We start from the raw sequence: 17,915 nt of genomic DNA on the forward strand, positions 1-17,915 counted from the left end.
CCCTGCGCACCACATCCAGTGATCCGGTGCGCAGGGCCTAAGCGGCCCCGCACCCCTACAAGGAGCACCATCATGATCTTCACCCAGGAACACGAAGAACTGCGCCGCACCGTACGCCAGTTCGTCGACAAGGAGATCAACCCCCATGTCGATGAATGGGAAAAGGACGGCCGCTTCCCGATCCACGAGATCTTCCGAAAGGCCGGCGCGCTGGGCCTGCTGGGCATTTCCAAACCCGAGCAGTTCGGCGGCATGGGCCTGGACTACAGCTACTCGATCGTCGCTGCCGAGGAATTCGGCACCATCCACTGCGGCGGCATCCCCATGTCCATCGGCGTGCAGACCGACATGTGCACCCCGGCCCTGGCGCGCTTCGGCTCCGACGAGCTGCGCGAGCAGTTCCTGCGCCCGGCCATCGCCGGCGAGATGGTTGGCTGCATCGGCGTCTCCGAGGTCGGCGCCGGCTCCGACGTGGCCGGGCTCAAGACCCGCGCGCGCAAGGACGGCGACGACTACCTGATCGACGGCAGCAAGATGTGGATCACCAACGCGCCATCGGCCGACTTCATCTGCCTGCTGGCCAACACCTCGGAGGACAAGCCCCACGTCAACAAGTCGCTGATCATGGTGCCGATGAACAGCCCGGGCATCAGCGTCAGCCCGCACCTGGACAAGCTCGGCATGCGCAGCTCGGAAACCGCCCAGGTGTTCTTCGACAATGTGCGGGTACCGCAGCGCAACCGGATCGGCCACGAAGGCGCCGGTTTCATGATGCAGATGCTGCAGTTCCAGGAAGAGCGCCTGTTCGGCGCGGCCAACATGCTCAAGGGCCTAGAGCACTGCGTCGATGCCACCATCGACTACTGCAAGGAGCGCAAGACCTTCGGCAGTGCGCTGATCGACAACCAGGTCATCCACTTCCGCCTGGCCGAGCTGCAGACCGAGATCGAGGCCCTGCGCGCCCTGGTCTACCAGGCCACAGAGCTCTATGTCGCCGGCAAGGATGTGACCAAGCTGGCCTCCATGGCCAAGCTCAAGGCCGGGCGCCTGGGTCGCGAGGTCACCGACAGCTGCCTGCAATACTGGGGCGGTATGGGTTTCATGTGGGACAACCCGGTGTCGCGCGCCTACCGCGATACCCGCCTGGTGTCCATTGGCGGCGGCGCCGACGAGATCATGCTGGGCATCATCTGCAAGCTGATGGGCACCCTGCCCGGGAAGAAGCCATGAAGCTGCCAGCCTGCGCCACCCTGCTGCTGCACCTGGACGGCGGTGTGCTGCACCTCACCCTCAACCGTCCCGACTGCCGCAACGCCATGAGCCTGGCCATGGTCGAGGAGTTGCGCGAGGTGCTGGGCTGGCTGCGCGACCAGCCCGATGTCCGCGCCCTGGTGGTGCGCGGCGCGGGCGGGCACTTCTGCGCTGGCGGCGACATCCGCGACATGGCCGCCGCCCGGGCCCAAGGGGCTGCGGCCTACCGCACGCTGAACCGCAGCTTCGGCAGCCTGCTGGAGGAGGCCCAGGCCATCCCCCAGGTGCTGATCGCGGTACTGGAGGGCGCGGTGCTCGGCGGCGGCCTGGGCCTGGCCTGCGTCTGCGACATCGCCATCGCCCGCGATGACGCCCAGTTCGGCCTGCCGGAAACCACCCTGGGCGTGCTGCCGGCGCAGATCGCGCCTTTCGTGGCCGCGCGCATCGGCCTGACCCAGGCCCGCCGTCTGGCCCTGACCGCGGCGCGATTCGACGGCAGCCAAGCCGAGCGCCTGGGCCTGGTGCACTTCAGCGAAAGCACGGAAGACGCCCTCGAACACCGCCTGGCCGAGACTCTGGCGCAGGTTCGCCGCTGCGCGCCGCAGGCCAACGCCCGGACCAAGGCGTTGTTGCTGGCCAGTCAGCAGCAGGCCCTCGGTCCGCTGCTGGACCTGGCCGCCGAACAGTTCGCCGCGGCGGTAACCGGCGCCGAAGGCGCCGAGGGCACCCGGGCCTTCGTCGAGAAACGGCCGCCGAGCTGGGCCCAATGAGCACTAACGCGGAGCGCCAAGCATGCCCGACTTCCACAAGATACTGATCGCCAACCGCGGCGAGATCGCCTGCCGGGTGCTGCGCAGCGTGCACGCCCTCGGCTACCGCAGCGTGGCGGTGTACAGCAGCGCCGACGCCGACGCCCGCCATGTGCAGCTGGCCGACGAGGCGGTCTGCATCGGCCCGGCAGCGGTGCAGCAGTCCTACCTGTGCATCGAGACGATCCTCGCGGCGGCCCGCCAGACCGGCGCCGACGCCGTCCACCCCGGTTACGGCTTCCTCTCCGAGAACGCCGCCTTCGCCCGCGCCTGCGAGCAGGCCGGCATCGTCTTCATCGGCCCGAGCGCCGAGGCCATCGAGCTGATGGGCAGCAAGCGCCTGGCCAAGCTGGCCATGCTCGAGGCGGGAGTGCCCTGCATTCCCGGCTACGAAGGCACCGCCCAGGACGACGCGACGCTGAGCCAGGAGGCCGAACGCATCGGCTACCCGTTGATGGTCAAGGCCAGTGCCGGCGGCGGTGGCCGCGGCATGCGCCTGGTGCAGGCCCCCGGCGACCTGCGGGCCCAGCTGCGCACCGCCCGTTCCGAGGCGCAGAACGCCTTCGGCAGCGGCGAACTGATCCTCGAGCGCGCGCTGATCCAGCCCCGTCACGTGGAGATCCAGGTGTTCGGCGACCACCACGGCAACCTGGTGCACCTCGGCGAGCGGGACTGCTCGGTGCAGCGGCGCCACCAGAAGGTGGTGGAGGAATCGCCCTGCCCGCTGATGACCGCCGAGTTGCGCCAGGCCATGGGCCAGGCCGCGATCAGGGCCGCGGCCACGGTCGACTATGTCGGCGCCGGCACCGTGGAGTTCCTGCTGGATGCCAGCGGCGCGTTCTACTTCCTGGAGATGAACACCCGCCTGCAGGTGGAGCATCCGGTCACCGAGCTGGTCACCGGCCAGGACCTGGTCGCCTGGCAGATTCGTGTCGCCGCCGGCGAGCCACTGCCGCTCAAGCAGGAACAGGTCCGGCTACAGGGTCACGCCATGGAAGTGCGCCTGTATGCCGAGGATCCCGCCCGGGGCTTCCTGCCCCAGACCGGCAGGGTGCTGCGCTGGGAGCCAGCGCAGCTCGAGGGCGTCCGCTTCGACCACGGCCTGCTCGAAGGCCAGGCGGTCAGCCCCTTCTACGACCCCATGCTGGCCAAGATCGTCGCCCATGGTGCCACCCGCGACGAGGCTCGGCGCCGGCTGCTGCGCGCCGTCGAAGACTGCGTGCTGCTGGGTGTCAGCGGCAACCAACGCTTTCTCGCCAGCCTGCTGCGCCACCCACAATTCGCCGCAGGCCAGGCCACCACCGCCTTTATCGGCGAGCACTTCGCCGACGACCCCAGCCTGCAGCCACAGCTGCCCACCACCGCCGAACTGGCCTGCACCGCCGCCCTGCTCTTGCAGGCGTCGGCACAGGCCTATGGGCAACCGAGCGGCCGGTGCGGCTGGAGCAACGCGGCCAGCGTGCCTTCGCGCTTCCAGCTCAAGCACGAGGAGCAGACCTACGCCGTCGAGCTGCATGTTCTGGAGGCCGGGGCACAACCGCGGTTCGAGGCCAGGGTCGGCGACGAGCGGCTTGCCCTGCGCCTGCTGGCCTGCGACGGGCGCTGGGCCAGCCTGGAACTGGACGGCATCCGCCAACGCCTGGCCTATCATCTGCAGGACGGGCGGCTATGGTTGCACGGCCGAGGCGGCAGCCTGGAGCTGCTGGATATCGGCCAGCAACCGGTGGGGAGCGCCGCCGCAGTCGGCTGCGCAACGGTGAAGGCACCGATGGATGGCGCCATCGTCGAAGTGCTTGTCAACGAGGGCGAGCGCGTGGCCAAGGGCACGCTGCTGCTGGTGCTGGAGGCAATGAAGATGGAACACCCGCTCAGGGCGACGATCGACGGCGTCATCGCCCGCATACCGGTGCGCCAGGGTGACCAGGTGAAGAACCGACAGTTGCTGGTGGAGCTCGACGCCCTGAGCGACTGAACCCCGTCGCGACCCGGCAGGCTCGCCCCTGCCATTCCCCCAACATGCCAAGCAGATCGGAGAAGCCCATGTCACTGACCGGCAAAACCCTGTTCATCACCGGCGCCAGCCGCGGCATCGGCCGCGAGATCGCCTTGCGCGCCGCCCGCGACGGCGCCAATCTGGTCATCGCGGCAAAGAGCGCCGAGGCTCACCCGAAGTTGCCCGGCACCATTCACAGCGTCGCCGCCGAGGTCGAAGCCGCCGGCGGCAAGGCCCTGGCCCTGCAGCTGGACGTGCGCGACGAGCAGGCGGTCAAGGTGGCCATGGACCGCGCCGCCGAGCATTTCGGCGGCATCGACGCCCTGGTCAACAATGCCGGGGCGATCAAGCTGCTGGGCGTCGAGCGACTGGAGCCCAAGCGCTTCGACCTGATGTTCCAGATCAACACCCGCGCGGTGATGGTCTGTAGCCAGGCCGCCCTGCCCTACCTGAAGCAGAGCGCCGGCGGTCACATCCTCAGCCTGTCGCCGCCCCTGAGTATCGACAACAAATGGTTCGCCCAGCATGGCCCCTACACGGTGACCAAGTACGGCATGAGCATGCTCACCCTGGGCATGCATGAGGAATTCGGCAAATACGGCATCAGCGTCAACTCGCTGTGGCCCAAGACCATGATCGCCACCGCCGCCATCGAGTTCGAGGTGGGCAGCCGCGAGGTGTTCAAGCGCGCGCGCCTGCCGCAGATCATGGCCGATGCCGCCCACGCCATCCTCAGCAGCGGCGGCCGCAGCCTCAGCGGACGCCTGCTGATCGACGAGGAGGTGCTGCGTGAGCAGGGTCAGCAGGAGTTCGACCAGTACCGTTACGACCCCGACGGCGGCGCGCTGATTCCCGACCTGTTTCTCGACTAAACGCAGATCGCCCGCCTGCCCCGCTGCCGGGGCAAGCGGGAATCGGGCTAGCGCTTGATCTCGAACTGCAGCTCGGCGCCTTCCACCGACTTCCAGTAGTCGGCATCGGCCTCATTGGTGATCAGACGCCCGCTGAGCTGCAGCGGGTCGTGGGTCGTGGCTTTCTCCTCGAACAGCGGCGGCAACAGCGGCGCAGCGGCCTCCCCTGCCACGCCCTGGGCATTGACCTGTTCGAGCAGTTCCGGCGGCAGGCTGAGGTCCAGCTTGGCGGCTAGCGCTGGCTCGGGCACCGCCTGGACAGGCGCCTGCGGCACCTTCGGCGGAGTCTCGAGTGGCGGCTCGGCCGGCTCGCGCTGGACGCTGGCTGCCTTAGGCTGTGGCACCGGTTCAGGCGCCTGGTGCGCCGCCTGCGGTTGGGCGGCGACCGGGGGCTTAGGCTTCGACTCCTGCGCCTCGGGAACGGCGCTTGTCGCAGGTTCGACCTTGGCCGGCTTGACCTCCGGGTCGCAGGCACTCAGCAGCGCGATGAACAGGGCTGGAAGCAGGTAACGCATGACACTCATGATCGCTCTAACCAGGGCGTAGGAAAGCTGCAATGCTCGCTTGCCCAGCCCCACCTGACAAGCTGGATTTTCGTTCACCGGGCAACCTCGTCCAGCGCCTTCTGACGGGCCATAAGTGCCCCGATATCCAGCTGCGGGTGACGCTGGCGCAGCGTCTCGAGGCGCTTGTCGGCCTCAGGCCCGTGGCCTGCCTCACGCAGGCGGAGGATCTCGCGCAGCGCTTCGCGCAAGGCGGGCTCCAGCTCGGGCGCCTCGGCCTTGCTCATGAACCCGGACGCAGCGGCCTCGGCCGGCGCGGCGGCGGCATCGGCCATGGCCTCCTGGGCGCCGACTCGGGCGGACTCGGCCATGACCTTTTTCTGCGCCACGGCGGCGCTGCGTTGTACAGCGGGCGCCGCTGGCGACGGACTGTCGAACCCGCCCGGCGCCTGTTCGAGGGTTCTGAGGGTCAGGCTCAAGCCCAGCCCCAGCGCCGCGACACCGCCCAGGGCCAGGCTCCAGCGTACCGGCGCGCGATGGCCGAACAGCCAGCCGTGCAGCCGCATCCACGGGCCGGGCGTGGCGCGCCCTGAGCGCGCCTGCTCGCGGGCGGCCGCGAGTATCCGCGCGTCCAGCGCAGCCGAGGGTTCGGCGTCCTGATGATCTCGGTAATGTTGCAGCAGCTGCTGGTCGGCGGCGCCAGACGACGGTTCTTTGCGCTCTCTCATGCGGATACCTCTTTGGCCGCGGCGGGATCGGCCAGCAGCCGGCGTAGCTTGTGCAGGGCGTAACGCAGGCGGCTCTTCACCGTCTCCGCCGGCGTGTGGGTCAGCTCGGCGATCTCCTGCAGTTCCAGTTCGCCCTGGGCACGCAGCAGGAACACTTCGCGCTGCTCCAGCGGCAGATCATCCAGCGCCGCCTGCAAACGCTGGCGGTCACGACTCAGGCCGAGCTGCTGTTCGGGGTCACCTTCGTCATCGGGTGCGTCATGTAGCCGCTCGTCGTAGGCGTCCTGCAGGCTCAGGCGTCTGCCATGCTTGCGCCAGTGATCGATCAGGCGATTGCGCGCGATCTGGTACAGCCAGGTCTTGAACAGGACCTTCTCGCGCTGCAGTGAATCACTGCGGACCAGGCTCAGCCAGGTGTCCTGGAAGACTTCCTCGGCCAGGGTCGGATCGCCGCACAGGCCGCAGAGGAACCGGAACAGGCCGAGGCGGTGGCGCTGGTACAACAGCGCGAACGCCTCGGCGTCGCCCTGCCGATAACGCCGCAGCAGCGCGGCATCGTCATCGGCGGGCACAGTGACAGAGAGGTTGTCAGTCACACTCAATCGACCTTTACAGCGGTTGGCGGGGACAGGGACGCAGGAGTTTGCAGGCTTTGCGCCAGTTCGACCAGCTGGATGAATTCGCCGCGCAGGCCGAAGCGGTCCTCGCCCTTGCCGCTGCGCGCCAGGTCGGCGCTGGCCGCGAGACCGAAGTCGCCGGTGTATTGCCCGCCCTTGAGCTGCTGGGCGAACGCCGCCACCGCCGCGGCGAAGCGCAGGTCCTCGCTGGCCTGGGCGATATCCGCTACCTGGCGGGGCGCGCGGATCGGCACCTCAAGGAGGCGACTGGCGCGCTGTTGCGGGGCCTTGTAGCGAATACGCAGCAGGGCCAGCTCGCCCGCCTTGCCGGCCGGCTGGTCGGCGGCAGCCTCCACAGCCCCATAGCGCAAGGGCTCCAGCCAGCCCTTGCGGCCCACCGGAACGATCTCGTAGAGCGCGGTGACGCTGTGCCCGGCGCCGATCTCGCCGGCGTCGACCTTGTCGTTGGCAAAGTCCTCGCGGCGCAGGGCGCGGTTCTCGTAACCCAGCAGACGGTATTCGCTGACCTGCGCCGGGTTGAACTCGAGCTGAATCTTCACGTCCTTGGCCACCACCGACAGGGTCGAGCTGAGCTGATCGACCAGCACCTTGCGCGCCTCGCGCAGGTTGTCGATATAGGCGTAGTTGCCATCGCCGGCATCGGCCAACTGCTCCATCAGGCGCTCGTTGTAGTTGCCGGTGCCGAAGCCCAGGGTGGTCAGCGAGATGCCGGTCTTGCGCTTGTCGGCGGCCAGGGCCTTGAGGGTGTCGAAATCGCTGATGCCGACATTGAAGTCGCCGTCGGTGGCCAGCAGGATGCGGTTGATACCGCCGGCGATGAAGCCCTGCTGGGCCTGCTGATAGGCCAACTGGATGCCCGACTCGCCCGCCGTCGAACCACCGGCGCGCAGTTGCTCGATGGCCGCGCGAATCCTGGCTTTCTGGTTGCCAGCGGTCGAGGGCAACACCACCCTGGACGTGCCGGCATAGACCACCAGCGCCACCCTGTCCTCGGCGCGCAACTGATCGACCAGCAGCTTCAGGGTGCTCTGCACCAGGGGCAGGCCTTCGCGGCGATCCATCGAACCGGATACGTCCACCAGAAACACCAGGTTGGCCGGCGGCAAGGCCTCCACCGCCATATCAGCGGCCTTGATCGCGATGCGTAGCAGGCGGCTCTGGCTGTTCCAGGGGGTGACCGCCAGTTCCGTGGCCACCCCGAACGGCGCCTCGCCCTGGGGCAGCGGGTAGGCATAGGGGAAGTAGTTGACCAGCTCCTCCAGGCGCACCGCCTCGGCCGGCGGCAGTTGCCCCTGACTGAGGAAGCGGCGGACGTTGGCGTAGCCACCGGTGTCCACATCGATACTGAAGGTCGAAACCGGCGCCTCGGCCACCGCCTGCACCGGATTGCTCGCGAGCTTCTGGTATTGCTCCCGATACGTTGCGCGGTAGCCCGGCGCCTGGATGTCGGCCACAGGCGCCATGGGCAGCGCCCCGAGCTGGGTCGACGGCGGCGCGTAACTGGAGCGCTCGAGCTTCTTCGCACCGGGCTGCGCCGCGGTCTCTTGCGCGACGGTGCGCGCCGGTTGATCGGCCAGTTCGGCGCGCGGCGGCTCCGGCTGGGTGGCGTTGCAGGCGGACAGCAACAGCAGCAGGCCAGTACCCAGGCCTTGCATCAGCGGTTGCGGGGTCGCTAAGAATTGCCTCGACATGCTGCATCTCCTCGGGACGAATGGGGTATTCGTACGAGTAGACGCGCAGCCCCGACAATTCGGGTTAACCCGACAGGCCTATCCTCAGCGGCCGAGCGTCGCCTCCTGGCACAACTGGCTGGCCAGCATGCCCAGGGTCATCAGGGCGCGGTCGGCCTCGCGGTTCCACGGAATGGCGCAGTTCAGCCGCACGCAGTGGTTGAACTGCTCGGTATTGCTGAAGATCAGCCCCGGCGCGATGCTGATGCCCTGCTGCAAGGCGCGCACGTGCAGGTCCTTGGTGTTGACCCGCACCGGCAGGCTGACCCAGAGGATGAAGCCGCCATTGGGCCGGGTGATCTGCGTGCCCTCGGGAAAGTACTGCTGCACCGCCAGCTGAAAGGCGCTGAGATTCTTGCGGTACTCCTGGCGGATGTAGCGCAGGTGGCGATCGTAGCCGCCGTTCTCCAGGTAGGCCGCCACCGCCATCTGCGTGACGCTGCACGCCGAGTGGGTGCTGAAGGTCTGCAGGCGCTGGATCTCCTCCTGGTATTTGCCGGCGACTATCCAGCCGATGCGCACCCCAGGCGAGAGGGTCTTGGAGAAGCTCGAGCAGTACACCACGCGCCCTTCCCGATCATGGGACTTGAGCGACTTGGTCGGCCCCTGCTCGAACATCAGCTCGCCATAGATGTCGTCCTCGACGACCTGGATATCGAAGTCCTCGACCAGCCGCAGCAGCTGCTTCTGGCGGTCCTCGGGAATGGTGCCGCCCAGCGGATTGCTCAACCGCGCGGTCAATACCAAGGCCTTGATCGGCCATTGGCTGGCTGCCAGCTGCAGGGCCTCCAGGCTGATGCCGGTGGTCGGGTCGCTGGGAATCTCGATGACCTTCAGACCGAGCAGATCGGCCAGTTGCAGCAAGCCATAGTAGGTCGGCGACTCGGCGGCGATCAGGTCGCCCGGCTGGGTCAGTACGCGCAGGGACATCTGCAGGGCATCGACACAGCCGTGGGTGATCACCACCTCGGAAGGATCGACCACCACCCCGGCGTCGCGCATGCGGATCGCCACCTGGCGGCGCAAGGGCTCGAAGCCCGGGCTGAACATGTAGCTGAAGGCCCGCGGACTCTGGAAGCGGGTGACCTTGGCCAGCTGCTGGTGCAAGGCGCGCACCGGCAGGTAGTCGACATGGGGCACCGCCGCGCCGAAGGGGAAGACCCCTTCGCGGCGCGACTCGGTGAGAATCTGGTTGATGATGCTGCTGCGGGTGACCAGGCCGGGGCGCTCGACCCGGGCGATATCCGGCGTCGGCGCGGTCAGGGCCGGCGTCTGGTGCACATAGAAGCCGGACTGCGGGCGGGCGCGGATCAGCCCCTGGTCTTCCAGGTTGGCATAGGCCTGCAGCACGGTGGCGTGACTGACGTTGAGCTGTGCGCTCATCTTGCGCACCGAGGGCACCCGCTCGCCCGGCTGGTAGACGCCGCGGCGAATATCTTCCGCCAGCTGCTGGGCGATACGCTGATAGAGCAACAGATTGGTCATGACCGCATTCCCGCTTGGCTGAACCGTAACAGTGAGCCGGCCCTTCGAAAAAGCACCGGTACAGCCTCAGGGATTCTGCCGGATACAATTCCCGGGCGCCAGCAACTGTATTAGATCAATTGGCCGCTAGGAAAACTGTTGCGCTGAAGGCTGCGGCAATAAAAAGGCTATGTACCAACGATGTGTTGCGAGTACTAATCTAAACGGCAGAGTTCCAATCAGGAGGTCTGCCGATTATGGATACTCAAGCCTTTCACCACTGGCTGGCTCAACTGAGCCAACTCAGCGCCCATCAGAAATCTACGCTTCATCAGGCACTGCGGAACCCGCCGGCGACAGAAGTGCTCGATTGCCTGCCGGCGCTGCAGCGTTGCCCGCATTGCCAGACCAATGCGAATCAGCTTGCGCCCTGGGGTTGGTCGCGCAGTCTGCGCCGCTATCGTTGCCGTAGTTGTCGACGGACTTGCACCGCGCGCTCAGCAACAGGCCTTGCCCGCCTGCACTACCCCGAACGCTGGAAAGACTACGCCCAGGCACTGATTGACGGGCTTAGCGTGCGCAAGGCGGCCCAGGCATGCGGCATCAGCAAAAACACCGCTTTCCTCTGGAGGCACCGCTTCCTGGCTGCAGCGGCTGAGCATCACGCCACGCATGAGGCAGGGATTGTCGAAGTGGATGAGACGTTCTTTCTGGAGTCCTTCAAGGGCCAGAGGCAGTTGCCTCGGCCGCCCCGTAAACGAGGTGGGGTGAGCGTGACCCGCGGCACGGGTAAAGACCAGATCCCGGTGATGGTGGTGCGCGACCGGGAGGGCCACACCGCTGACTTCAAGTTGGCCAAGCTCGATGCCAATCATGTGCGAGAGGCGTTGATGCCGCTGATCGACCGGGAGGCCGTGCTCTGCAGTGACGGGGCGGCAGTCTATGCCAGCTTTGCCCGGGCACAGGGCATCACCCATCAGGTCGTGCATGCCCGCCCCGGCCAGCGAGTGCGCCAAGGCGCTTTCCATATTCAGAACGTCAACGCCTACCACAGCCGCTTGAAGAGCTGGATGACCCGCTTTCACGGCGTGGCCACCCGCTACCTCCCGAATTACCTGGGCTGGCGCCGCATGCTAGAGCGCTATCAGCGGAATATTCGGCCGGCTCACTGCATTCAGGAGGCGGTAGGCAGAACCCTGCAACACGCTATTGGTACATAGCCAATAAAAAGCCCCGGCGCCTGACGGCCACCGGGGCTGTCTGGACCTGCTCGGCTCAGCGACTGGGGCCGAGGCGTCCCAGCTCATCGGAGAACACGATCTCCACTCGACGGTTACGCGCCCGTCCCTTGGCCGACGCGTTCTCCGCCACCGGATAGCCCTCGCCATGGCCCTGCACTTCGATGCGCTTGGCGTCGATGCCCAGGTCGATCAGCACGTCGGCCACGGTCTGCGCCCGTGCCCGCGACAGCTCGAGGTTCTCCTGCTTGTCGCCGCGGCTGTCGCTATAGCCCTCGATCCGCACCACGCGCCGTGGATTGAGCTGGAGGAACTGCACCAGCTTGAGCACCGTGCGGTTGGCCGAAACATTGAGGTCGGCCTGACCCGCATCGAACAGTACATCGCCCAGGGTCATCACCAGACCGCGTTCGGTCTCGGTGGTCGCCAGGCTGACCATCTGCTCTTCCAGCCAGTGGCTCTGCTCCTGGATGGTCAGCAGCTTGGCTTCGCGCAACGCCAGTTGCAGACGCTGGCGCTCCAGCTCGAGCTTGGCGGCGCGCTCCTGGTTGAGGCCCAGGAGACTCTTCTGCGCGGCGATATCGCTGTAGCGTTGGCTCAGGTAGGCGTAGTGAGTGACGTCATCGGCGCTGCCCCAGTAGCTGGACAGCCGCTCGGCACGCGCCAACGACTCGCCGGCACGGATCACATCCTTGGCCGCGCTGCGCAGCACGCTGGGATCTTCCTTGACCGTTTGAAAGCTGGTACGGGCTGACTCCAGGGCATCGCCGCTATTGGACGGCGAGCCGGCGCAGCCGCCCAACAGAAGCAGCAGCATGACGCCGCCGGCGAGGGTTGCTCGGTTGCTCATTGCAGGTCCCCCAACTGGCGGCGCAGGCGGTTGATCCGGTTGCTCAGCTCGGCCAGTTGCGCCTGGCTCTTCGCCGTCACCACCCGGGCCTCCGCCAGGCGCGCATCCAGCTCGGCCTGCTCGGCCAACACCCGCGCCTGCTTGAAGGCCTCCTCGTCCATGGCCGCCTGGGCCCGGTTCAGCTTGTCCTCGGCCAGGAGCAGTTCAGGCACCTGCTCATCGGCGCCGACCGCCCGTGCCTGGGCTACCGCCTGCTCGGTCAGGCGCATTTGCTCGAGGGGGGCCGGGTCACTGGCGCAGGCCGTCAAGGCCAGCAGCGCCAGCACGGCGCAGAGAAGTCGATTGGTCACAGGTTTTTCCTACGGATTCGATGCACTGGCGGGTTGCAGCTGCTGTTCCTTCCAGCGCTGCAAATTACGCTGAAGCAGGGTTTCCGGCACGCCGGCGGCGGCCAATTCTGTCATTTTTTTCGCCAGCTGTCCGCGCAGCCAGGGGTCGTTGCACGCCGAATTATGCGACAGCGCAAGGTACAGACCCTCGCTGCGAATCGGCGGATTCAGGGCCAGCAGATCGTCCTGCAGCCCCAGGGTGTGGGCCAGCGCCTGGGTCGGCTCGCGCTCATGCAGCACGTAGTCCACTTCACCGAGCATCAATTTCTGCAGCAACTGGGTCAGGTTGGCGCCCTGCTCCAGGTTCAACCGAGCCTTGGCGTAGTCGTTGAACGCCACCCCGAAATCCGCGTCGACCGCCGCCCCGCGTCGCTCGCGCAGGTCGGCCCATTCGATATAGGGAAAGCTGGCGATATTGCGTACCCAGACCACATCGGCGCGACTGAATACCGCCGGGTGCACGTGGTCCATGGTTTCCAGGTCGGCGAGCGTCAACCCCGCGCCCGCCAGCAGATCGATGCGTCCACTGCGCACCTCGCCCTGGGCCTTGTCCCAGCTGCGGCTGTACAGCACCTCGATGCGCACGCCCAGCTCCTCACCCAGTTTGGCCAGCAAATCGGCCTGGGCGCCAATCAGCTGCTCGGGTTTCTGCGGGTCGCGCCACATGAAAGGTGGGTAGTCGGGATGACCGGTGGCGACCAGGCGTTCACATTTGCCGGCCGCCGCTGCCAAAGCCGGCATCGCCAGCAAGGCGACGAGCAACAGGCAGGACTTGAGGAAAGGACGTTGAAGCATTCTATGGGTCTCGGTTAATCGTTCTATGGACCGCCCACAGCGCAAGGGGGCCAGGCGTGTGCTTCCATGCTAGCTTAGCGGCAGCGCAATAATCATTAGCGATAAGGACATGCAATGAAGAAACTCTTTCTCGCGTTCCTGCTGCTCCTGGGCACCGGTGCCGGCGTACTCTATGCCGTTCCCGCCACGCTGCTGGCCAGCGTGCAATGGCTGGAGCAGCAGGCCGCTGGCCTGTCCCACGAGCGTACAGAAGTCGCGGATCTTAGCATTCATTACTACCGGGGCGGTCCGCCCGATGGCGAAACCCTGCTGATGATTCACGGCTTCGGCGCCGACAAGGACAACTGGTTGCGCTTCGCCCGCCACCTGACCGACCGCTACCAGGTGATCGCCATCGACCTGCCCGGTTTCGGCGACAGCAGCCGACCGAATGCCAGCTACGACGTCGGCACCCAGACCGAGCGGGTCGCCAGCTTCGTTCAGGCATTGAAGATCGACCGCTTGCACCTGATCGGCAATTCCATGGGCGGCCACATCGCCGCGCTCTATGCCGCCCGCTACCCGCAGCAGGTGATTTCGCTCGCCCTGCTCGACAATGCCGGTGTCAGCGCGCCGCAGAAAAGCGAATTGATCGAACGCCTGGAGCGCGGCGCCGCCAATCCGCTGGTGGTGGAGACAGCCGAGGACTACGACCGCCTGCTGGACTTCGTGTTCGTCGAGCCCCCGGCACTCCCCGCTCCGCTCAAGGCGCACCTGGCCGAGCGTGCCATCGCCCAGCGCGAACATTACCAGCGGATATTCGCGCAACTGGTCGAACGCTACATCCCGCTGGAGCCGGAGCTGCCGAAGATCCAGGCGCCGACTCTGCTGCTGTGGGGCGACCGGGACCGCGTGCTGGATGTCTCCAGCATCGAGGTGATGCGACCGCTGCTCCGGCAGCCAAGCGTGGTGATCATGAAAGACTGCGGCCACGCACCGATGATCGAACGCCCGCAGGAAACGGCCGAACACTACCAACGCTTTCTGGCAGACCTGCAGCACGTGGAAGGTCCGCAAACGCCGTAAAGAACGCAGCGACTAGCCGCTCGCAAATGGCCATGCTTTGGGCCTGGATCAGGACCAGGCCCAGCTGCTCGACTGCCCTTGGCTGCAAGGCTCGCTGAACACCCTTGGTTAGAGGGTCACGCGCATTTACGACCAGGGTGACCGCGACCACGCCAATTAGTCGTATGCCCGTTGACTGGCAAATCGCTACGCCGGCACTATCTGCTGCCGGCGCAGTTAAGCGAGCCCAAGCGCAGTACCGCAAGCATGGCTACGCTCAGTTCAGACGAAAGCAGATAACCAACGCAGAGGGGCAACGCCACCGCGCCAGCCGAGTAGTAGTCGACAGTGCAACGGGCCAGGAACCGACCAGCGACGGTCCATGAGCCATTGAACTTCGACGGCGGAGTCAAAATGAAACGAAGGACAATCTTGAACACTTTCTTGCGGACCGCTGTGACTGCAATCCTCGGCCTTGTCACTTATAGCGCTATAGCCCAAGACGCCCCCTTGCTCAGAGTGTCTGGCCCAGATGGCTCATCCATCGACTACGATCTGGCCGCGCTCGAGGCCATGGAGAGCGCCACCCTGCACACTCATACGTCCTGGACCGACGGCCCCCAGCAGTTCACCGGTGTGCGCGCCAGCCAGCTGCTCGCCCCATACGATGGGCAAGGCGCTTCCGTTCGGGCCGTGGCGCTCAATGACTATGAAAGTCGCATGGACTTGCAGAAACTGCAGCGCTATCCGGCAATCGTCGCCTACAAACGCAATGGCCAGTACATGACCACTCGCGACAAGGGGCCGCTGTGGATGATCTTTCCCCAGGACGATTTCCCCGAGCTTAGAACTGCGGAAACCGACCAGGAAATGGTCTGGCACCTGAAAGGACTGATCGTCGAGTGATGCTCTCCCTGGCCCAGCTCGGAGACGAACGCCACAAGCCTAACTGGTGGCGCCGCCCCTCATCGCTGCAACTGCTGCTGGCGCTGATGATATTCACGGCCTCCCTGTACTTTGCCTACCGCAATATCGAACAGACCCACAACCTTGCCGCCCTGCGCATGGGCCAACAGATTCACACCCTGTTCAAGACCTCCGAAGAGGTGAGCAGTCTCAGCCGCAGCCTGCGGCGCTATGTGCTCAAGGATCCGGTTGATAAAACGACGCTCGAACAAGTGCAGCTGAGCTTCGAGCTATTGGTTAGCCGCTATCAGTTATTCCGTGAAGGCGAAGCAAATCGCCCCCTGCTGCAGAACGAGCACGTGCAGCAAGCGGTCGAGGCGCTTGGCGATGCCCTCGATGCAATCGAACCGCTGCTGGCCGGTCTCAAGGCCGACCCCTACGACAAGCGCTACGGGCAAATCCAAGGCTTGCTAATGCCTTTGCAAGAGCAGTTCTTTGCACTGGGCAAAGAGATCACCTTGAGTGCCGATGTGCGCAGTGAGCAACTCATCAAGCAATACTCCGATACCCACAGCATCTGGGCGATAGCCGCACCCGTCATCAGCGGATTGCTGTTGTTGATACTGTTCTTCCTGCAGCTTCGGCGATCCGCACGACTGAATCAGTCCCTCAGGGCGAAATCGCACAAGCTTGCGCACCTGGCCTCTCACGACGCCTTGACGGCCCTGCCCAACAGAGCTCTGCTGAGCGATCGCCTGTCACAGGCGAGCCGCAACGCCCAGTTCGCGAACAAGGGCTTCGCGGTCATGTTCGTCGATCTGGATGGATTCAAGCCGATCAACGATTCCATGGGCCACGCGTTCGGCGACCTGGTTCTCGTCGAGGTCGCCCATCGTCTGACCCAACAGATGCGCCCCGACGACACCCTGGCGCGCCTGGGCGGCGACGAGTTCATCATCATCCTGCCGAACCTGGACCAGCCAGAGGACGCCGTAGCGCTGGCCGAGCGAGTCATCGGAACGACTTCCCGGCCCTTCAAGATTGGCAGCTACGAGATCCACATCACCGCAAGTCTGGGCATCAGCCTCAGCGGCCCCGGCGCCTCGAGCCCCGAACTGCTTATCCAGCAGGCCGACCTGGCAATGCGCCAAGCGAAGAAACAGGGGCGCAACAACTATCAGTGGTACACCCAGGACCTCGAGCAAAAGGTAGACGAGCGCGTCAACTTGCGCATTCAATTGCAGAGAGCCATCGAAAATGAAGCCTTCACGCTGAACTACCAGCCGCAGTTCGACCGCCAAAACGGTCGAGTAGTGGGTTACGAGGCCCTGCTGCGCTGGCAACACGCCGAACTGGGCTTCATCTCCCCCCTGCAGTTCATTCCGGTGGCCGAAAATACCGGACAGATCGTCCCGCTGAGTGAGTGGGTATTGAAAACCGCCTGCCGCGACGCCCGCTTGCTTCTCGATCAGGGCTACAAGGGAACCTTGATGGCGGTCAATATTTCGGGCACACACTTCCAGCGCAGCAACTTTGTCGAGCGCCTGCGCGTCATTCTGGAGCAGGCCCAGCTTCCTCCCGAGGCCCTGGAGCTGGAGATCACCGAGTCGGTACTGCTGGACAATCCAGACAAAGCGATCGAGACCATGCAGGCGCTCAAACGCCTTGGCGTGAGTCTGGCGATCGACGACTTCGGCACCGGTTTTTCCAGCCTCAGCTACCTCAAACGCCTGCCAATCGACAGGGTGAAAATCGACCGTTCCTTCGTTCAGGACATCATCAGCGACCAGAACGATGCGGCGATTGCCAAGGGCATCATTTCCATGGCCCACCACCTAAAGCTCAAGGTCATCGCCGAGGGGGTCGAAAACGAAGCGCAATTCGCCTTCCTGAAGAAGAACCACTGCAATGAGTTCCAGGGCTACTACTTCGCCAAACCCATGCCCTTGGCGCAACTGGAAGACTTTGTCAGCCAAAGGCAAACGCCGAAAGAACCGGTCGAAGCTCTGGGCAACGCACAGAAGATCCCTGAACAGACGCTGTTGCTGCTCGACGATGAAGAAAACGTCCTGCGCGCCCTGACCCGCCTGCTGCGCCGCGAGGGTTACCAAATACTCACCGCCAGCAACGCCCAAGACGCTTTCGCCCTGCTGGCCAAGCACGATGTACAGGTGATCCTCTCCGACCAGCGCATGCCGGAAATGAGCGGCACCGAGTTCCTCAGCAGGGTCAAGGAACTCTACCCGGAGACCATTCGCATCATCCTGTCCGGTTACACCGACCTGAAATCGGTCACCGACGCAGTCAACCGCGGATCAATCTACAAGTTCCTTACCAGACCCTGGGACGATGGGCAGTTGCGGGCCATCATCGCCCAAGCCTTTCAGCATCACCGGCTGGCCACCTCGGCAGTGGACGAGAACGGCCGGGTAGATGAAGGCGATGGGATTGCATCCATAGGCTAGAGTTCGCCGCAGGCCTACGGGGCCGCCTCAATCGACCAACCGGTGGAAGCAAAAACCCACTTTTCTCTCGATAGCCACTGCCCGTATGCCCTGGCTTCCCAGTGCATTTCCCCGCCCCATGCCCAGCTCCGCACCGGGTCGAGAAACGGCGGACAACAAAAAACCCGCTCAGTGAGCGGGCTTCTTGTGAAACGTCTAAAC

The 17,915-nt window shown here is 65.3% G+C and carries 16 protein-coding genes; 8 read left to right on the top strand and 8 right to left on the bottom strand.

Going from position 1 to position 17,915, the window contains the following annotated elements:
• Window positions 1-72: 72 nt before the first annotated feature.
• The 4 genes from atuD (at window position 73) to KDW96_RS03250 (ending at window position 4,925) form a co-directional block, all read left to right on the top strand.
• A complete protein-coding gene (gene atuD, locus KDW96_RS03235; RefSeq protein ID WP_255838977.1) occupies window positions 73-1,230 on the top strand; it encodes a citronellyl-CoA dehydrogenase in 1,158 nt (385 codons plus the stop codon).
• The gene (locus KDW96_RS03240) at window positions 1,227-2,021 is read left to right on the top strand and encodes an enoyl-CoA hydratase/isomerase family protein (RefSeq protein ID WP_255838979.1); all 795 of its coding nucleotides are present in this window, start codon (window positions 1,227-1,229) and stop codon (window positions 2,019-2,021) included. Before atuD ends, KDW96_RS03240 begins: the two co-directional genes overlap by 4 nt.
• 22 nt (window positions 2,022-2,043) lie before the next feature.
• Complete coding sequence (locus KDW96_RS03245; RefSeq protein WP_255838981.1) at window positions 2,044-4,032, top strand: acetyl/propionyl/methylcrotonyl-CoA carboxylase subunit alpha; 1,989 nt, start codon at window positions 2,044-2,046, stop codon at window positions 4,030-4,032.
• Window positions 4,033-4,100: 68 nt separating this feature from the next.
• Window positions 4,101-4,925, top strand: coding sequence for an SDR family oxidoreductase (locus KDW96_RS03250; protein WP_255838982.1), 825 nt, complete (start codon window positions 4,101-4,103; stop codon window positions 4,923-4,925).
• A 47-nt stretch (window positions 4,926-4,972) separates the two neighbouring features.
• Here the strand turns inward: KDW96_RS03250 and KDW96_RS03255 are convergent, their stop codons facing one another.
• The 5 genes from KDW96_RS03255 to KDW96_RS03275 form a co-directional block, all read right to left on the bottom strand.
• Window positions 4,973-5,488 (bottom strand): hypothetical protein, encoded by a 516-nt coding sequence (locus tag KDW96_RS03255; RefSeq protein WP_255838984.1) that lies wholly within the window; start codon window positions 5,486-5,488, stop codon window positions 4,973-4,975.
• Between the two features lie 74 nt (window positions 5,489-5,562).
• The gene (locus KDW96_RS03260; protein WP_255838985.1) at window positions 5,563-6,195 is read right to left on the bottom strand and encodes a hypothetical protein; all 633 of its coding nucleotides are present in this window, start codon (window positions 6,193-6,195) and stop codon (window positions 5,563-5,565) included.
• Window positions 6,192-6,791, bottom strand: coding sequence for an RNA polymerase sigma factor (locus tag KDW96_RS03265; RefSeq protein WP_255838986.1), 600 nt, complete (start codon window positions 6,789-6,791; stop codon window positions 6,192-6,194). Before KDW96_RS03265 ends, KDW96_RS03260 begins: the two co-directional genes overlap by 4 nt.
• A gap of 2 nt (window positions 6,792-6,793) precedes the next feature.
• Entirely contained in the window at window positions 6,794-8,524 is a 1,731-nt protein-coding gene (locus tag KDW96_RS03270) for a vWA domain-containing protein (protein WP_255838987.1), read from the bottom strand.
• An 84-nt stretch (window positions 8,525-8,608) separates the two neighbouring features.
• Window positions 8,609-10,048, bottom strand: coding sequence for an aminotransferase-like domain-containing protein (locus KDW96_RS03275; RefSeq protein ID WP_255838988.1), 1,440 nt, complete (start codon window positions 10,046-10,048; stop codon window positions 8,609-8,611).
• A 236-nt stretch (window positions 10,049-10,284) separates the two neighbouring features.
• Here KDW96_RS03275 and KDW96_RS03280 point away from each other — a divergent pair, with 236 nt between their 5' ends.
• Window positions 10,285-11,247, top strand: coding sequence for an IS1595 family transposase (locus tag KDW96_RS03280; protein WP_255837515.1), 963 nt, complete (start codon window positions 10,285-10,287; stop codon window positions 11,245-11,247).
• Between the two features lie 55 nt (window positions 11,248-11,302).
• Here the strand turns inward: KDW96_RS03280 and KDW96_RS03285 are convergent, their stop codons facing one another.
• The 3 genes from KDW96_RS03285 to KDW96_RS03295 are packed head-to-tail and all read right to left on the bottom strand — an operon-like array spanning window position 11,303 to window position 13,299.
• Window positions 11,303-12,115: an OmpA family protein gene (locus tag KDW96_RS03285; RefSeq protein WP_255838989.1), complete on the bottom strand. Its 813-nt coding sequence runs from the start codon at window positions 12,113-12,115 to the stop codon at window positions 11,303-11,305.
• Complete coding sequence (locus KDW96_RS03290) at window positions 12,112-12,465, bottom strand: DUF4398 domain-containing protein (protein WP_255838990.1); 354 nt, start codon at window positions 12,463-12,465, stop codon at window positions 12,112-12,114. The genes KDW96_RS03285 and KDW96_RS03290 overlap by 4 nt, the downstream gene beginning before the upstream one ends.
• A gap of 9 nt (window positions 12,466-12,474) precedes the next feature.
• Window positions 12,475-13,299 (bottom strand): substrate-binding periplasmic protein, encoded by an 825-nt coding sequence (locus KDW96_RS03295; RefSeq protein WP_255838991.1) that lies wholly within the window; start codon window positions 13,297-13,299, stop codon window positions 12,475-12,477.
• A gap of 114 nt (window positions 13,300-13,413) precedes the next feature.
• On the opposite strand from KDW96_RS03295, the gene KDW96_RS03300 reads away from it, so the two are divergent.
• From KDW96_RS03300 to KDW96_RS03310, 3 genes are all read left to right on the top strand, one after another.
• Entirely contained in the window at window positions 13,414-14,364 is a 951-nt protein-coding gene (locus KDW96_RS03300; protein ID WP_255838992.1) for an alpha/beta fold hydrolase, read from the top strand.
• 489 nt (window positions 14,365-14,853) lie between these two features.
• Entirely contained in the window at window positions 14,854-15,249 is a 396-nt protein-coding gene (locus KDW96_RS03305) for a putative pterin-binding protein (protein WP_255838993.1), read from the top strand.
• Window positions 15,249-17,714 carry an EAL domain-containing protein gene (locus tag KDW96_RS03310; protein ID WP_255840617.1) on the top strand — a complete coding sequence of 822 codons (2,466 nt, stop codon included), beginning with the start codon at window positions 15,249-15,251 and terminating at the stop codon, window positions 17,712-17,714. The genes KDW96_RS03305 and KDW96_RS03310 overlap by 1 nt, the downstream gene beginning before the upstream one ends.
• Window positions 17,715-17,915 lie beyond the last annotated feature (201 nt).

The sequence above is a fragment of the Pseudomonas benzenivorans genome, from assembly GCF_024397895.1.
Classification (GTDB): Bacteria; Pseudomonadota; Gammaproteobacteria; order Pseudomonadales; family Pseudomonadaceae; genus Aquipseudomonas; species Aquipseudomonas benzenivorans_A.

Excerpts from the sequence above, each read along its gene's own strand:
- KDW96_RS03255 (WP_255838984.1), bottom strand. The coding sequence starts at position 5,488 with ATGAGTGTCATGCGTTACCTGCTTCCAGCCCTGTTCATCGCGCTGCTG.
- KDW96_RS03250 (WP_255838982.1), top strand. The coding sequence starts at position 4,101 with ATGTCACTGACCGGCAAAACCCTGTTCATCACCGGCGCCAGCCGCGGC.
- KDW96_RS03280 (WP_255837515.1), top strand. The coding sequence starts at position 10,285 with ATGGATACTCAAGCCTTTCACCACTGGCTGGCTCAACTGAGCCAACTC.
- KDW96_RS03295 (WP_255838991.1), bottom strand. The coding sequence starts at position 13,299 with ATGCTTCAACGTCCTTTCCTCAAGTCCTGCCTGTTGCTCGTCGCCTTG.
- KDW96_RS03270 (WP_255838987.1), bottom strand. The coding sequence starts at position 8,524 with ATGTCGAGGCAATTCTTAGCGACCCCGCAACCGCTGATGCAAGGCCTG.
- KDW96_RS03310 (WP_255840617.1), top strand. The coding sequence starts at position 15,249 with ATGCTCTCCCTGGCCCAGCTCGGAGACGAACGCCACAAGCCTAACTGG.
- KDW96_RS03275 (WP_255838988.1), bottom strand. The coding sequence starts at position 10,048 with ATGACCAATCTGTTGCTCTATCAGCGTATCGCCCAGCAGCTGGCGGAA.
- KDW96_RS03245 (WP_255838981.1), top strand. The coding sequence starts at position 2,044 with ATGCCCGACTTCCACAAGATACTGATCGCCAACCGCGGCGAGATCGCC.
- KDW96_RS03300 (WP_255838992.1), top strand. The coding sequence starts at position 13,414 with ATGAAGAAACTCTTTCTCGCGTTCCTGCTGCTCCTGGGCACCGGTGCC.
- KDW96_RS03260 (WP_255838985.1), bottom strand. The coding sequence starts at position 6,195 with ATGAGAGAGCGCAAAGAACCGTCGTCTGGCGCCGCCGACCAGCAGCTG.
- atuD (WP_255838977.1), top strand. The coding sequence starts at position 73 with ATGATCTTCACCCAGGAACACGAAGAACTGCGCCGCACCGTACGCCAG.
- KDW96_RS03285 (WP_255838989.1), bottom strand. The coding sequence starts at position 12,115 with ATGAGCAACCGAGCAACCCTCGCCGGCGGCGTCATGCTGCTGCTTCTG.
- KDW96_RS03240 (WP_255838979.1), top strand. The coding sequence starts at position 1,227 with ATGAAGCTGCCAGCCTGCGCCACCCTGCTGCTGCACCTGGACGGCGGT.